Origin of the sequence: Rhizobium sp. NLR8a (assembly GCF_019685235.1) — a bacterium.
Lineage (GTDB): Bacteria > Pseudomonadota > Alphaproteobacteria > Rhizobiales > Rhizobiaceae > Rhizobium.
The window spans coordinates 604,714-619,714 of sequence record NZ_JABDWI010000001.1; the positions used below are offsets into that span (position 1 = coordinate 604,714).

The following is a 15,001-nucleotide window of genomic DNA, read 5'->3' on the forward strand; positions in this document are numbered from 1 at the left end:
TTCTCATGCTCAGAGGGCGTTCAGGAATTCCAAAAGCCGGTCGCTTGGTCGAAACCGCTCGGCCTTGGCGCGTTCGTACGGCTTCAGCTTTGCGAGTGCAGATTCCTTCAGTTCGAGATGTGCATGAAGATAGGTCAACGTCGTTTCCATCGCTTCGTGGCCCAACCACAGGGCAATGACCGAGCAGTCGACGCCCGCCTGCAGTAACTCCATGGCAGCGGAGTGCCGTAAGACATGCGGCGACACCCGCTTTGAGCGAAGGGACTGGCAGTGCTCGCGCGCTTTGGCGACATATTTGTTCAGCAGTGCCTGCACGCCGTCGGCGCTGAGCCGGCCACCGTGCATGTTTGGAAAGAGAGTCGTTGCGCCTCGCTTCCCTGGTTCCTTGAGCCAATACCGGAGGGCTTGCTGGGCAACCTTTGTGAGCGGCGTACTTCGCTCTTTGCGGCCCTTGCCGATGCATTGCACATGCGCACCGCGGCCGAGCATTACCGAATCTCGGTCAAGGTCGATGATCTCCGAGACCCGAAGCCCGGTTTGGGCGGCCAGTAATAGCAGAGTGTAGTCGCGGCGTCCCAGCCACGTGCTTCGATCAGTGCAGTCCAGGATCGCTTCAATCTCGGGCCTGGTTAGAAACTGAAGTTGCCGCTTATCACATCGCTTGCTGGGGATCGCGAGCACACGCTGAATATGGGCGCTATGTGCCGGCTCCTCGAACGCTGCATATTGGAAGAAGGATCGGATGGCTGTAAGGCGGAGATTCCGGGTCCTCACCGAGGCGGATCTCTTTGTCTCAAGGTTCTCCAGGAATGCGCCGATGAAAGGAGCGTCTATATCCCGTAGTGTCAACTGAGATGGGGACCTCCCAAGGCGCGTCTGTGCGAACGCAAACAGGAGCCTGAAGGTGTCGCGGTAGGAGGCGATGGTGTTGGGACTGACACCTCGATGCTTCATGAGCCGATCTGTGAACCACCGCTCGATCAGCACGGCCAGGTCGTTCGTGCGTCTCATGACCGAGCCTCCCAGCGCTTATCCAATCGCCGGACGGCATGGTTCATCAGTTCCGGCGCGGCGGACAGATACCAGTAGGTGTCGCGAACATTGGCATGGCCGAGGAAGGTTGAGAGAACCGGCAGCTCGCGTTCCACATCTTCGCCAGCCCGATGCCAGTTGATCAGGGTCTGGACGGCGAAACGGTGGCGAAGATCATGAATCCGTGGACCATCTCGTTTCCCCTCCTGCCGTAATCCGATTTGCCGGGATAGTCGCCAGAACACGCGGTGCACGTATTGATGCAATAATCTGCCGCCCTGTTCGGCGACGAAGAAATAGGGACTACGAGGCGTACGAAGGTGTGCATCGCGTCGGGCGGCATAGTCCAACAATACAGCGACTGTCGTGGCATGCAGCGGCACCAGCCTTGTCTTGCCGAACTTTGTCTCGCGAATGGTGAGGACGCCCTGGTCGAGATCGACGTCGGCCCGGCGTAGGCCGAGCGCTTCGGAATGGCGCAGTCCGGCGACCGCTATCAGCCCGAACAGGCAGTGATATGTCCAGCGCCGCAGGGCGTTGGCCGGCGGCAACGACAGTGCTGCCGCCAGAAGCGCCTGAATCTCGACTTCACTATAGATGTAGGGCTTTGTGCGCCGTGCCGGCGGCACTGCGTCGCTCGGTGGCACTTCCGTCAGAGGATCGAAATGACTGAGGTGCTGGGCAAAGCAGCGCACATCAGCCAGTCGGATTGACCAACTCGGCTGCCGGCCCATCGAGGTGACCCACTCCATTGCCAGGTCCGCCGTAATGGTCTCGGCGCCGCGGGCCTCCATGAAAGCGACGAACCCCGACAATCGTTTTGCCGGACCGTCATATTTGTATCCCAGCCCTTGGCGCATGCCGATGTAGCGCTCAAACGCGGTGCGAAGCCGGCTCATTGGACACCTCCCGGCCAGGGGAGGCTCAGTTCGCGCAACTTCTCAACATCGAGCTTGGCATAGATCCTTGTACTGTCGATGCTTCGATGGCGGAGCAGTTGACCGATCTCGGCAAAGCTGGCGCCCGACCGCAAAAGGTCGGTTGCAAGGCTGTGGCGGAAAAGATGGGCGCCGTGATGCGCATAGCCGTCAATGCCCGCCCGTTCGAGTGCCTGCTTTGCGATCATCGTGATGGCGCAGCCGGAGGCAAAACCCACATGCGGCGCAAGAGTTCGCAAGAAAACTCGCCGACACGCCGAAGCGGGGCGCCCATGCCGGATATAAGCCACGATCGCTGTTCCGACGTCGTGACGCAGCGGCATCGTTGCTTGTTGCCGCCCCTTTCCGTGTACGAGAATCGTGCCCGACTGCCAGTCGATATCGTCAAGATTGAGGGTCGCAACTTCGCTGGCGCGCAAGCCGAGCTTGGCGAGGATCATCAGAACCGCATAGTCCCGATGGCCCATTGCCGTCGTCCGATCGCAGGCATCGAGAACCTTCTGGACCTTCTCGGGCGGCAGGAATGTTGGAAGGCCGGCAAGTCGCCAGCGGCGGATGGACGGCACACAGTCAGCGAGCGGCGTCGAGATGAAACCCTTCAGATGCAAATAGCGCAAGAACGCACGCACAACTCCGCACATGGCTTTGCCACTGTCGGCGGAACCGTCAAGCGCATGTCGTTCGACATAGCCGATGACGATCTCCGGGGTGAGCGCTGCAAACTCGTCTGCGCCGGCCGGACAGATCTCCATCAGAAATCGATGCGACAGCAGCTTGTGACTTTCCACCGTTGAGGCTGCGAGCCCTCTCTCATTCGAGAGATAAGCTGCGAACATATCGACAATCTGCTCGTGCTCCGTGCGCTCAATCGGAACGGCGGCTGATATCAAACCTTCTTGCCGCAATGTAGAGAGTAAGCGGCGGAGAGCTGATCGGTCGCCCGCGTCCGGTCTCCAGTGTTTGAAACGGTGCTCGAAAAACCGACTAACGTGACCTTCGCTTAAATCCCGGGGCTCATGTCCGCTGCCAACATGCCAGTCCATCAGCTCTCGAAACAGGCTCAGCGATCGCCAGGTACATTGCCGACCCAAGCCTTCGTTCGACAACCTGGCGGCGTAAACTTGGGCAAACTTGCCATGCGGCCCGTGGATCAGCTTCCGATACAGCGTGCTGCGCTTCAAATAGTCACTTGCGTTCATAGGACTCTCCTTTGCGTCAACTGCGACGGAGAGAGCCTAAGCTATGCCGATCCGGCTACTGCTTTGTCACGAAAAACGTTGGCATAAACCTGCTCGTTCGGCATAGTTCGACGGTCGGCATAAACGTGCAAGCTCAATGCCGTCGATCCACAAGCCTACCTGACCAGCACGCTCACCGCTATCGTAAACGGCCACAAGCAAAACCGGATTGTGGGTCTCCTGCCCTGGAATTACCCGGCAGAGTAATACGTACCCAAAAGGGTTCTATCCGGCCCGAAGGAGACATCACATGAACTCGTCGCGCCTGTAAAAGTTGCCATAGATATGGCTTAGACCCGGAATCGATGAGGCCAGCTTGTCTGGATCGCTTTCGCTGTAGATCAGATCAACGAAATGGTTTTCGGTCACTCCCGCGATCCCCGTCGTAACGTCGCGCTCTTCCAGGACGACATATTTGGGACTGGCCAGTGAGACGCTATTTGCCGCTGCCGTTTCGAACCTCGATTTATTGAAAACGACGTACCATACCCAAGGATCGGATAAAGAGGTGGCGAGGAGTATCGCGGAGCAAGCTGGAACACTGAGGATGGCAATAACGCTACCGGCTGCTCTGCGAAAATTTTGGCGATATAAAGCGATGAACGCGCTGGCAAGCCAGACGAGTAGTGTCAGTACGACTGCGAGCAAAATGAGCGGCCCTGCCAAATCGAGGACCCCCCTCAGTTCATCGGCAAAACCTAGTGGCCAAAAAGCAAAGGCGCGAAGATAGGCAATAGTCATTGTACCGAGCAAAACGGCAATAACGATCCGCCGAATATTCCAGACGTCCACCGGCTTAACTAGAGCGGATCATTACTTATCGGAATCGGTGCGGGATTCCCAAATCAGCAGATTTGTGATTCATGATGGATGCTGGAATGGAGGCCAGCATCCATGACGCGACCCTATTCGAATGATCTTCGCGAGCGAGTCATTGCAGCGGTTGTGGACGGTCAGAGCTGCCGGGTGGTGGCGGAGCGGTTCGACATAGCTGTCTCATCCGTGGTGAAGTGGTCGCAGCATTATCGGGCCACCGGTAGTGTGTCGCCCGGCAAGATGGGCGGCCATCGCCGACGTGTGCTGGAGCCGCACCGCGCCTTCATCGTCGAGCAGATCGAGCAGACATCACATCTGACGCTACATCGGCTGAAGGATGAGTTAGCCGCCCGCGGTGTGAGCGTCTCCCACAATGCCATCTGGCAGTTCATGCGCCGCGAGGGCTTGAGCTTTAAAAAAAACGCTGTTCGCCCTTGAGCAGGGCCGCGCCGACATTGCCCGCCGCAGAGCTCGCTGGAAAGCCTGGCAAGACCGCTTCGATCCGAAGCGGCTCGTCTTTATCGACGAGACCTGGATCCGCACCAACATGGCGCCGTTACGCGGCTGGGGGCCGAGGGGCAAAAGATTACGCGGCTTTGCCCCGCATGGCCGCTGGCGCACCCTCACCTTCCTCGGCGCCCTACGCTGCGACAAGCTCACTGCGCCCTGCGTCTTCGACGGTCCCATCAATGGCGAATGCTTTCACGCCTATGTCCGCCAGCAGTTGATCCCGACCCTCAAACCTGGCGACATCGTCATCCTCGATAATCTCGGCTCTCACAAAGCCAAGGCCATCCGTGATGCCATCAGGGCCGTCGGCGCCAGGCTCTGGTTCCTGCCGAAATATTCCCCCGACCTTAACCCGATCGAGCAGGCCTTCGCCAAGATCAAGCACTGGATGCGCCAAGCCCAAAAGCGAACCATCGAGGAAACCTGGCGCCATCTGGGCATACTCGCCGACACCATCAAGCCAGAGGAATGCGCCAACTATTTCTCAAATGCTGGCTACGCTTCCGTCAAAACATGAAAGGCTCTAACACATTCATTTCGTTGCTCTTGTCACCAAACGTCATTCACGGAATCCGCCACATACTTCGCGACCAGCATTGCATGGGCATCTCTGGTCTCATAGAGATAGTGACACATACTGGCGTGAAATATACATCGAATAGAATTTCCGCTTTTGGTGCATGGTTGCCGTTCCGGTCATGGCTCGGTCCTCGAGATTGCATAAAGCATTCTTGGCCGATGTGTGAGCGGGACACCGCTTACACATCATCCCACCGGGAGGCTGTATGACACCGTGATCAGACCGTCTCGCTTTGGGCCGGGGCGGCTTCGACCGGCCTTTCAGCCGGCCGGCTGCGGCGCCAGCCGCGCAGAACGACATAGAAGACCGGCGTCAGGAACAGGCCGAAGAGCGTCACCCCGAGCATGCCCGAAAAGACGGCGGTGCCGAGCGACTGGCGCATCTCGGCGCCGGGGCCGGTGGCGATGGCGAGCGGCAGAACGCCGAAGATGAAGGCGAATGCCGTCATCAGGATTGGGCGCAGGCGAAGGTGGCTCGCCTCGATGGCGGCCTCCACTGGCGTTTTTCCTTCCTCTTCCGCCTGCCTGGCGAACTCGACGATCAGAATGGCGTTCTTGGCCGCAAGGCCGATCAGGACGATCAGGCCGATCTGCGTCAGGACGTTGTTGTCCATTCCTCTCAGCGAGACCCCGATCAGTGCGGCGAGCACGGCAAGCGGGACGATGAGAATGATCGCGAGTGGCAGAACCCAGCTTTCATATTGGGCCGCCAGCGCCAGGAAGACGAAAATGACGGAGAGGGCGAAGATGTAGACGGCGGTGTTGCCGGTATGGGTTTCCTGATAGGCGAGTTCCGTCCATTCGAAGGTCGTCCCCGGCGGAAGGATCTTGGCCGCCAGCTCCTCCATCTTCTTCAGCGCGTCGCCCGTCGAGGTACCGGGCGTCGGATTGCCCTGAAGCGGCACCGAGACATACATGTTGTAGCGCTGGACGAGCGCCGGGCCGCTGGAATCCTGAATGTCCATCAGGGTTCCGAGAGGAACCAGTGCGCCAGTCGCCGAGCGTACTTTCAGGGCGAGAATATCCTCCCTGTCCATGCGGTATTGCCGGTCGGCCTGGGCGCGAACCTGGTAGACGCGGCCGAACGCGTTGAAATCGTTCACGTAGGCGACGCCGAGGTTGATCGAAAGCGCGTTGAAGATATTGGGGATCGGCACGTTCAGGAAGCGCGCCTTGTCGCGGTCGATCGACAGGAAATATTGCGGGCTGGCATCGGAGAAGGTCGTAAAGACGCCGGTCAGCCCTTCGGTCGTTGCCGCCGCCCCCATCATCTGGCGGGCAAGGCCCAGCACGCGCGTCATGTCGGGATTTTCGAGATCGGAAATCTGCATCTTGAAGCCGCCGGAGTTTCCGACGCCGCGCACGGATGGCGGCGGGATTGCGATGATGAAGGCTTCCTGGATGCTCTGCAGCTTGCCGAAGAGCTCGCCGATGATCTTGTTGGCGTTTTCTCCGCCTTCCTCGCGTTCGGCGAAGGATTTGAACGGAACGAAGACGACCCCCGCATTCGAGGCATTGGTGAAGGTCGCTCCGCTGAAACCGGCAAACTGCACGGCATTGCCGACGCCGGGCACGGTTCGGGCGATGTCGCCCACCTGTTTGACGACGGCATCAGTCCGCGCCAGTGAGGCGCCGTCCGGAAGCTGCACCACAACGATCGCGTAACCCTGGTCCATGGTCGGGATGAAACCCGAGGGCACCCGGGTGGTCATGTACCAGGTCGCGCCGAGCAGGCCGGCGAAGGCGAGCATCGAGCAGGTCAAGCCTATCCAGCTGCCGACCAGGTGCCGGACGGTCCACGAATAGCCGGAGCTCATCCGGTCGAAGCCGCGATTGAAGCCGTTTGCAAGACCGGTGCCCAGGCGTGAGGCAATGCTTTTGCGCTTCGTCTCGTGATCGTGGGCTTTCAGCAATATGCCGGCAAGGGCGGGCGAAAGCGTCAGGGAGTTCAAGGCCGATATCGCAGTGGTGACCGAGATCGTCACGGCGAACTGCCTGTAGAACTGACCTGATATGCCCGGAATGAAGGCCGTCGGCACGAAGACCGCGATCAGCACCAGCGAGATCGCCACCACAGCGGTGCCGACTTCGTCCATCGTCACGTGTGACGCCTGCTTCGGCGTCATGCCGCGCGCCAGATTGCGCTCGACGTTTTCCACCACCACGATCGCGTCGTCGACGACGATGCCGATGGCGAGCACCAGGCCGAACAGCGTCAGCATATTGAGCGAGAAACCGAAGGCGAGCAGGATAGCGAAGGTGCCGATCAGCGACACTGGGATGGCGACGATCGGGATGATCGCGGTCCGCCAGGATTGCAGGAAGACGAGAACGACGATCGCCACCAGGATGGCCGCTTCGGCGATGGTTCTGTAGACCTCATCGATCGAATCCGAGATGAATTCGGTCGTGTCGTAGACGATGCGATATTCCAGGCCCTCCGGGAAACTCTGGGAGATATCCTTCATCAGCGTCTGGACCTGGTGGGCCGTATCGAGAGCGTTGGTTCCCGGCCGGGCGAAAATGCCGAGAGCGACCGCAGGGTCGTTGTTGAGGTAGCTGTTGGTGACGTAGTCCTGCGCGCCGAGTTCGATGCGGGCGACATCCTGCAACTGTACGAGCCGGCCCGCCCCCGTCGATTTGACGATGACATAGCGGAACTCGCGCACATCGGAGAAACGCCCATCCGTTCGCACCGTATATTCGAAGGCGTTCCTGCCGGTCACCGGCGGCGCGCCGATCTTGCCGCCGGAGACCTGTACGTTCTGGTCCCTCAGGGCGGAGACGACGTCATCCGAGGTCATGCCATAGGCGGAGAGTTTTTCCGGATCCAGCCAGATGCGCATCGAATACTGCCGTTCGCCGAAGATCTGCACATCGCCGACGCCGTCGAGGCGCACGAGCACGTCACGGATGCGGTTGCGGGCATAGTTCGAGACGTAAAGCTGGTCATAACGATGCGACGGCGACAGGAGGTGCACCACCATCATCAGGTCGGGCGAGCTCTTGTCGGTGGTCACGCCGAGCCGCTGAACCTCCTCGGGAAGACGGGGCAGCGCGATGGAAACGCGGTTCTGGACCAGCACCTGCACCTTGTCGAGATCGGTGCCGAGCTTGAAGGTGATCGTCAGCGACATGGCGCCGTCGGCGCTGGAATAGGACGACATGTACAGCATGTCTTCGACGCCGTTGATCTGCTGTTCGAGCGGGGTCGAAACGGTATCGGCGATGGTCTGCGGGTCGGCACCAGGATAGGAGGTGCGCACGACGATGGTCGGCGGCGCGATCTCCGGATATTGAGAGACCGGCAGCTGCGTATAGGCGATGCCGCCGACGACGAGAAAGAGGATCGAGATGACGGCCGCAAAAATCGGCCGGTCCACGAAGAAATGGGCGAATCTCATTGTCCGCTCTCCGCGTTTGCGGATTCGGGGGGCGTGTCCTGCCGCTCCTGCGGCAGTTCGCTCATCTGCGGCGTGATGGTCGAACCCGGCCGCGCCCGCATCAGGCCGTTGACGATGATCGTCTCGGTGCCGTCGAGACCTTCGCGGATGACGCGATAGCCGTAGAGCCGAGGTCCGGGCCGCACCGGCTTGGTCGAAACCTTGCCTTGCGCGTCGACGACATAGACGACGCGTTCGTTCTGGTCCGAGCCGATCGCCTCATCGGGAACGAGAATGGCCTTGTAGGTATTGGAGGCTGCGACCTGCACACGGCCGAACAGGCCCGGCTGCAGGACGAGGTCGGGATTTGCAAGGCGGGCGCGGATGCGGATGGTGCCGCTCTCATTGTCGACCCGGTTCTCGGCGAAATCGAGCTTTCCCATGAAAGGTTTGGCGGTGGGGTCGGAGATCGTGACGGATACATCGACGCCGCCGCCGCCGAGCTGCAGATCCTTGCCCTGCTTGCGTGCGGTGTCGGCGAAATTCAGCAGGCGGCGCTCGTCGACGTCGAAATAGAAGTCGATCGGGTCGAGCGAGACGATCGTGGTGAGCACCGTCTGGTCGGCCTGCACGAGATTGCCGGTCGAGAGCAGGCGGCGGTCGATGCGGCCGCTCAGTGGCGCCCTGATCTCGGTATATTCGAGGTCGAGCGCCGCGCGGTCGGCGGCGGCCTGAGCGCCGCGGACATTGGCCTGGGCGGAATCGAATTCACGGCGGCGATCGTCCAGCGTCTGTGCGGATTGGCTGCCACTCGAAGCGAGCGACTGGGCGCGCTTGTACTGAGCGTCGGCGAAAACAAGGGTGGACTGCGACGCTTCGAGCGCGGCCTTCGCTTGGCTGAGCGCGGTGACGAACGGCCGCTGGTCGATGACGAAGAGCAGGTCGCCCTGCTTGACCAGGGCGCCATCTTCGAAATGAACTTCCTGCAGGTAGCCGCCGACGCGCGAACGCACGGAGACTTCGTCGACCGGCTGGAAACGGCCGATGAATTCGTCATTGTCGATGACATCGCGCACCACCGGCTTCGCGACCGTGACAGGGGGAGGGGCGGACGGTGCGCCCTGCGCCATCGCGACCATAGGCATGAACGTGGCGATGCAGGCGAGCAACAATTTCCGTCGAAGCGCGAAAGTCATATCGGTCCCTCCAATCGCGGCGGCCGATCGACTGCCACCGAACTTAAGATGAAGTGATGCTATTCATGTCTTGTTGCTTTGAACGAAAGCCTCGGGCTCCCGTGATTTCCCCGGCGTTCAATCGTTGGAAGGGAAAGCCGGTATGCGATGCACAATGGAAAATCGAAACGCTATGGAACGGGATATAAGCGGCAGCGACAAAAAATAGCAAATGCCAATTATTCGCTTTTCCGGAATCCGTGAACTTCATGGAACGGCATCAGCTTTCGACGATCTCATCTCGACCGGGCGGCAGAACGGCAAGCTCAGCCCAATCAAGCTCCTGTTCCAGCATATGAAAGACGTCGTCGTCGATCTCGCCGGCGCGGCGCATCGCGGCCAGTTTGCGGCGTTTCGCACCGATGACATTGCGGCGCTGTTTGTCGAGCCTGCTGACCTCGCGCGGGTGTTTGCCGTCGGCGGCGATCTCGCGCTCGGAGGTATAGACGTCACGCAGAATGCGGGTCGATTTGTCTTGACCTTCAAGCTCGGCAAGCGCCGCGTCGATCAATGCCACGCGGGCTTTGGTGATGTCGCGGTTCAGGGATGTGTCCGGATCGAATTTCAGGAAGCGGATCAGCGGCCCGAGCGTCAATCCCTGGACGATGAGCGTGCCGAGAACGACGGCCAGCGCGCTGAGCAGGATGATATCGCGATCATGGAAGTCGATCGGCAGGGCGAGCGCAGTTGCCAATGTTACGAGACCGCGCATGCCGCACCAGCCGGCAAGTAGGCTCGCGGCAAACGTGGGAGCGGCTTGTGTCGTGAGACCGCGCTCGGCAAGAAAGGTGATGGCGCGGTTATAGACGAGCACCCAGGCCAGGCGCACGACAATGACAGTGACGAAGACCGCGGCTGCCAAGGTCATGGCAAAATTCAGGCGGCCGGGATCGAGATCGAGGACGATCTGGCGGACCTGCAAGCCCATCAGCAGGAAGGCGAGCACGTTAAGCAGGAAAACCGCGGCTTCCCAAACCGAATAGGAATGAATGCGATGCCGGGCCGTCTGCCGCTCCGGCATGTAGCGGGCGATCACCATGGCATATGCGACGATCGCCAGGATCGCCGAAAGGTGCAGTCGCTCGGCAATGATCCACGTGCCGAAGGTGGCGACGAACTCGAGCAGCGTGCCGCCGAGCGTGCCGGCGAGCTTCAGACCAACGATCATGTAGAGACGGCCGAGAAGATAGCCGAGGATGAGACCGCCCGGCGCTGCCAGCGTCAATTCTGCCAGAATGCCGGTGAAGAAGGCGGGATTGGTGGCGGCCGCCACTGCGGCGCTGAAGATGAGGAGGGCGACTGCGTCATTGAGCAGGCTCTCGCCCTTGAGGATTACATAGGTCTGGCGCGGCAGATTGAAACGGTCGAGCATGACGGTCGCCGCAACCGCGTCCGGTGGGGCGACGATAGCGCCGAGTGCGACGGCCACGGCAAGCGGCAGGCCGGCCATTGCGACGCCGACGGCTGTGACGGCCGCGGCCGTCAAAATGACGGCGATTGCGGCGAGCGAAAAGAGTGGCAGCCAGTTGCGCCTCAACGTCCTCGGCGGCAAATCGTACGCGGCATCGAAAAGTACGGGTGCGATGAAAAGCGCCAGCGCCAGCCTGGGATCGATCGCCACCTCCGGAGCCCATGGGAAGGCAGCGACAATGATGCCGGCGATCGCCAGCATGGTCGGATAAGGAACACGGAACTTCCTGGAGAATTGCAGGAAGATGATCGCCACCAAGAGCAGCGTCAGCATGCTTTCGAAGAACGCCATGGGCCCTCCAGGCCATTTCAGCGGGTGGTTCTTTGCCTGAAACTAGGGCCGGGCGATGCCACGGCTACCGTTCGAGCCTAAAGCTGTGAGGGACGGCAAGCGCCCGGCCGCGGCCTGCGGCATTTTGGCCGGGGTTGCGGAATCGCCGGCTTGCGCTCTTGTGCAGGCATCTGTGCTCAATATATGTGGCCATATCATAAGTATGCTTATAAATATCCGGCATGTTTCCATGAACGCCACGCCCACACTCGGTTTCCTTCTGCACGACGTCGCACGGCTGCTGCGCAAGCGGTTCGAGCAACGCGCGAAATGCCTCGGCCTGACGCGGTCGCAATGGCAGACGCTCGCCTATCTCTCGAACAACGAGGGCATCCACCAGAGCGGCCTTGCCGAGATTCTCGAAGTCGAGCCGATCACGCTGGTGCGCATTCTCGACAAGCTCGCCGAACGTGGGCTCATCGAACGCCGCCAGCATCCGACCGACCGGCGGATCTGGCTGCTCTACATGCGCGACGAGGCGCATCCCCTGCTCGCCGAAATGCGCGAACTTGGCGATGTCACCCGCGCAGAGGCACTGGACGGGGTCTCAGCCGAGCAGCGCGAGCAGCTTTTCCACATCCTGTCCGTAATGAAGACCAACCTGGTCCAGGCATGCAGGACCCCGGTTGACGAGAATGAGATGAACGATGGCTGATCAATCTCCCCTCCGCGTCGTTGCCGACGCCAATGCCAAGTCACCTGTTGAAGAAAATGAAGCGAAACAGCAGGAAACGGTAGCCGAAGCGCCTTCATCCAATTCAGCGCCGGCTGCTGCCGTGGCTGCGCCTGGCGGTAGCAAGGTCCGCCGCCGGCGCAGTCTCACGCGGCCGATCCTGTTCGCGCTCCTGCCGGTGGCGCTCGTCGTCGGCGGCTATTATTACGTCAATGGCGGCCAGGTGATGTCGACCGACAACGCCTACATCCAGGCCGACATGGTCGGGGTCACCACCGATGTCTCCGGCATCGTCGATCAGATCGACGTGCATGAGAACGAGGCGGTCAAGGCGGGGCAGGTGCTGTTCAGCCTGAGGGCCGATTCCTTCAAAATCGCGCTCGACGGCGCCAAGGCGCAGCTCGGCGCGCAGCGCAACCAGATCATGAACCTCAAGGCGAGCTATCAGCAGTCTCTCGCCGAGATCACCCAGGCGCAGGCCGATCTGCCCTATTACCAGGATCAGTTCGACCGGCAGCAGGCCCTCGTCAACAACGGCAGCGCGACGCAGTCGGCCTACGACGAGGCCAAGCACAATCTGGAGGCCGCTCAGCAGAAGGTTGCCGTCGCCAAGGCGGAAGCAGCAACGACGCTCGCCCAGCTCGGCGGCAGCGCCGACCAGCCGGTCGAGGAAAACCCGCTCTATCTGCAGGCCAAATCGCAGGTCGACAACGCCCAGCGCGAACTCGACCACAGTGTTGTCAAGGCGCCGTTCGACGGCATCGTCACCAATGTCAACGCGCTTCAGGTCGGCTCCTACCTGCAGGCCTCGCAGCAGGCCTTCTCGCTTGTCGCCACCGATCATCTGTGGATCGCCGCCAGCCCGAAGGAAACCGAGCTGACCTATGTCAAAGCAGGTCAGACCGCCGAGATCTACGTCGACACCTATCCCGGCGTGACGTGGAAGGGTAAGGTCGAGAGCATCAGCCCGGCCTCCGGCTCCAGCTTCTCGCTGCTGCCGGCGCAGAACACCACTGGCAACTGGGTGAAGGTCGTGCAGCGCATTCCGATGCGCGTCAGCATCGAGGATGCCGCAGGCAAGCCGCCGCTGCGCGTCGGCATGAGCACGGTCGTCGACATCGATACCGGCCATATCAGAGGCCTGCCCGACTTCGTCAACACGCTTCTGGGCCGGCCTCAGGGCGAGGACCATGAGTGACGCTCTGGCATCTCCGGCGACCTCGGTCGCCAATCGCGGCGCGATCACGGCCTGCGTCATCCTCGCCGTCATCATGCAGGCGCTGGACACGACGATCGCCAACGTGGCGCTGCCCTATATCCAGGGCAGCGTGTCTGCCTCCGCCGACCAGATCAACTGGGTGCTCACTTCCTATATCGTCGCGGCGGCGATCATGACGCCGCCCTCCGGTTTCCTCGCCGCGAAATTCGGCCGCAAGCGCGTGCTGCTCGTCGCCATCGCCGGCTTCGTGGCCGCCTCCGTTCTCTGCGGCCTTGCGCAATCGCTGAACCAGATCGTCGCCTTCCGCCTGTTGCAGGGCCTGTTCGGCGCATCGCTGGTGCCGCTTTCCCAGGGCATCCTTCTCGACATCTATTCTGTCGAGGAACGCGGTTCGGCCATGGCGCTTTTCGGCGTCTCGGTCATGGTCGGGCCGGTGCTCGGCCCGGTCATCGGCGGCTGGCTGACCGACAATATCAGCTGGCGTTGGGTGTTCTACATCAACGTGCCGATCGGCGCGCTCGCCTTCATGGGCATCGTCGTCTTCGTCACCGAGACCAAGCGGGATCTGCTCGCCAAGCTGGACTGGTTCGGTTTCGGAATGATGAGCCTGTTCATCGCCGCGCTGCAGCTCTTCCTCGACCGCGGCGAACAGCTCGACTGGTTCTCCTCGGGCGAGATCATGGTCGAAGCGATTGTCTGCGCCGCGGCATTCTATCTGCTTCTGGTGCACACGCTGACGGCAGAGAAATCCTTCGTTAATCCGAAGCTGTTTCTCGACCAGAACTTCACGGTCAGCATGATCTTCATCTTCGTTGTTGGCGTCACCTATCTCGCCTCGTTGGCGCTGATGACCCCCTATCTGCAGACGCTTATGGGCTATCCCGTCATCACCGCCGGCATCGTCATGGGGCCGCGCGGGCTCGGCACCATGCTCTGCATGTTCATTGTCGGACGGCTGATCGGCAAGGTCGATACGCGCTTGCTGCTGGTGCTCGGCCTCGGCTTGACCGCCTGGGCGATGTACGACATGACGGGCTGGACGCCCGATGTTTCGCAATGGACGATCGTCTCGGTCGGCTTCATCCAGGGCGCCGGCCTCGGCTTTCTCTTCGTGCCGCTGACGACGATTGCCTTCGCGACGCTGCCCGCCCAAATGCGTGGCGACGGCACCGGCCTCTACAATCTGTCGCGAAACATCGGTTCGGCGGTCGGCATCTCGATCGTCTCGGCACTGATCGTCGAGAACACGCAGAGAAATCACGAGTCGATCGCGGCCTATGTGACGCCTTTCAACCACGCCTTCAACGCCATGGCGGCGCAAGGGTTGAGCCCCCTGACGGCCACTGGCCGTGCTTCGCTCAACGAGATCATCACCCTGCAATCAACGATCATCGCCTATATGGACGATTTCAAGCTCTTGATGCTGATGTCGCTCGCGGTCATCCCGCTGGCGCTGCTGCTGCGCAAGCCGAAGGCGGCGCCCGCCGTCGACCACAGCGCGGTCATGGAATAGACTTCAAGCGTTTACGCAATCCCTGGGAAAGCCGGCTTCCGGGCAAAACCGCTTCACACTTTTG

11 protein-coding genes and 1 pseudogene are annotated in these 15,001 nt (G+C 60.9%); 5 read left to right on the forward strand and 7 right to left on the reverse strand.

Features of this window, described 5'->3' with window-relative positions; genetic code table 11:
* Positions 1-9: 9 nt before the first annotated feature.
* Genes HJC04_RS02745 through HJC04_RS02755 form a run of 3 tightly spaced genes read right to left on the reverse strand, consistent with a single transcriptional unit; the run spans position 10 to position 3,169 of the window.
* Complete coding sequence (locus HJC04_RS02745) at positions 10-1,011, reverse strand: tyrosine-type recombinase/integrase (RefSeq protein ID WP_138397173.1); 1,002 nt, start codon at positions 1,009-1,011, stop codon at positions 10-12.
* Positions 1,008-1,931, reverse strand: a complete 924-nt coding sequence (locus HJC04_RS02750; protein ID WP_092577041.1) for a tyrosine-type recombinase/integrase — start codon at positions 1,929-1,931, stop codon at positions 1,008-1,010. The genes HJC04_RS02745 and HJC04_RS02750 overlap by 4 nt, the downstream gene beginning before the upstream one ends.
* The gene (locus HJC04_RS02755) at positions 1,928-3,169 is read right to left on the reverse strand and encodes a site-specific integrase (protein ID WP_138397172.1); all 1,242 of its coding nucleotides are present in this window, start codon (positions 3,167-3,169) and stop codon (positions 1,928-1,930) included. The genes HJC04_RS02750 and HJC04_RS02755 overlap by 4 nt, the downstream gene beginning before the upstream one ends.
* Positions 3,170-3,292: 123 nt before the next feature.
* Here HJC04_RS02755 and HJC04_RS02760 point away from each other — a divergent pair.
* Positions 3,293-3,415: pseudogene (locus HJC04_RS02760) on the forward strand (transposase domain-containing protein); the annotation flags it as partial.
* Positions 3,416-3,454: 39 nt separating this feature from the next.
* On the opposite strand, the gene HJC04_RS02765 reads toward HJC04_RS02760, so the two are convergent.
* Positions 3,455-4,000: a hypothetical protein gene (locus HJC04_RS02765; RefSeq protein ID WP_311044459.1), complete on the reverse strand. Its 546-nt coding sequence runs from the start codon at positions 3,998-4,000 to the stop codon at positions 3,455-3,457.
* 102 nt (positions 4,001-4,102) lie between these two features.
* On the opposite strand from HJC04_RS02765, the gene HJC04_RS02770 reads away from it, so the two are divergent.
* A protein-coding gene (locus HJC04_RS02770; RefSeq protein ID WP_221144637.1) for an IS630-like element ISRel6 family transposase occupies positions 4,103-5,051 on the forward strand; the annotation gives its coding sequence in 2 pieces (ribosomal slippage) (positions 4,103-4,438 and positions 4,440-5,051; 948 coding nt in all).
* 280 nt (positions 5,052-5,331) lie between these two features.
* On the opposite strand, the gene HJC04_RS02775 is transcribed toward HJC04_RS02770, so the two are convergent.
* The 3 genes from HJC04_RS02775 to HJC04_RS02785 all read right to left on the reverse strand — a co-directional run bounded on the left by HJC04_RS02775 (position 5,332) and on the right by HJC04_RS02785 (position 11,493).
* Positions 5,332-8,517 (reverse strand): efflux RND transporter permease subunit, encoded by a 3,186-nt coding sequence (locus HJC04_RS02775; RefSeq protein WP_210630046.1) that lies wholly within the window; start codon positions 8,515-8,517, stop codon positions 5,332-5,334.
* Positions 8,514-9,692: an efflux RND transporter periplasmic adaptor subunit gene (locus HJC04_RS02780; protein ID WP_210630048.1), complete on the reverse strand. Its 1,179-nt coding sequence runs from the start codon at positions 9,690-9,692 to the stop codon at positions 8,514-8,516. The genes HJC04_RS02775 and HJC04_RS02780 overlap by 4 nt, the downstream gene beginning before the upstream one ends.
* Before the next feature lie 259 nt (positions 9,693-9,951).
* Positions 9,952-11,493 carry a sodium:proton antiporter gene (locus HJC04_RS02785; RefSeq protein WP_210630049.1) on the reverse strand — a complete coding sequence of 514 codons (1,542 nt, stop codon included), beginning with the start codon at positions 11,491-11,493 and terminating at the stop codon, positions 9,952-9,954.
* Positions 11,494-11,722: 229 nt separating this feature from the next.
* On the opposite strand from HJC04_RS02785, the gene HJC04_RS02790 reads away from it, so the two are divergent.
* From HJC04_RS02790 to HJC04_RS02800, 3 genes are read left to right on the forward strand one after another with little or no spacing between them, the layout of a single operon-like run.
* Positions 11,723-12,187 carry a MarR family winged helix-turn-helix transcriptional regulator gene (locus HJC04_RS02790; RefSeq protein ID WP_210630051.1) on the forward strand — a complete coding sequence of 155 codons (465 nt, stop codon included), beginning with the start codon at positions 11,723-11,725 and terminating at the stop codon, positions 12,185-12,187.
* Positions 12,180-13,403 carry an HlyD family secretion protein gene (locus tag HJC04_RS02795; protein WP_210630053.1) on the forward strand — a complete coding sequence of 408 codons (1,224 nt, stop codon included), beginning with the start codon at positions 12,180-12,182 and terminating at the stop codon, positions 13,401-13,403. Before HJC04_RS02790 ends, HJC04_RS02795 begins: the two co-directional genes overlap by 8 nt.
* Positions 13,396-14,937, forward strand: coding sequence for a DHA2 family efflux MFS transporter permease subunit (locus tag HJC04_RS02800; protein WP_221144647.1), 1,542 nt, complete (start codon positions 13,396-13,398; stop codon positions 14,935-14,937). Before HJC04_RS02795 ends, HJC04_RS02800 begins: the two co-directional genes overlap by 8 nt.
* The last annotated feature ends 64 nt before the right edge of the window (positions 14,938-15,001 follow it).

What these genes read in the sequence shown, in the direction of transcription:
- HJC04_RS02745 (WP_138397173.1), bottom strand. Translation starts at nt 1,011, where the DNA reads ATGAGACGCACGAACGACCTGGCCGTGCTGATCGAGCGGTGGTTCACA.
- HJC04_RS02750 (WP_092577041.1), bottom strand. Translation starts at nt 1,931, where the DNA reads ATGAGCCGGCTTCGCACCGCGTTTGAGCGCTACATCGGCATGCGCCAA.
- HJC04_RS02755 (WP_138397172.1), bottom strand. Translation starts at nt 3,169, where the DNA reads ATGAACGCAAGTGACTATTTGAAGCGCAGCACGCTGTATCGGAAGCTG.
- HJC04_RS02775 (WP_210630046.1), bottom strand. Translation starts at nt 8,517, where the DNA reads ATGAGATTCGCCCATTTCTTCGTGGACCGGCCGATTTTTGCGGCCGTC.
- HJC04_RS02780 (WP_210630048.1), bottom strand. Translation starts at nt 9,692, where the DNA reads ATGACTTTCGCGCTTCGACGGAAATTGTTGCTCGCCTGCATCGCCACG.
- HJC04_RS02785 (WP_210630049.1), bottom strand. Translation starts at nt 11,493, where the DNA reads ATGGCGTTCTTCGAAAGCATGCTGACGCTGCTCTTGGTGGCGATCATC.
- HJC04_RS02790 (WP_210630051.1), top strand. Translation starts at nt 11,723, where the DNA reads ATGAACGCCACGCCCACACTCGGTTTCCTTCTGCACGACGTCGCACGG.
- HJC04_RS02795 (WP_210630053.1), top strand. Translation starts at nt 12,180, where the DNA reads ATGGCTGATCAATCTCCCCTCCGCGTCGTTGCCGACGCCAATGCCAAG.
- HJC04_RS02800 (WP_221144647.1), top strand. Translation starts at nt 13,396, where the DNA reads ATGAGTGACGCTCTGGCATCTCCGGCGACCTCGGTCGCCAATCGCGGC.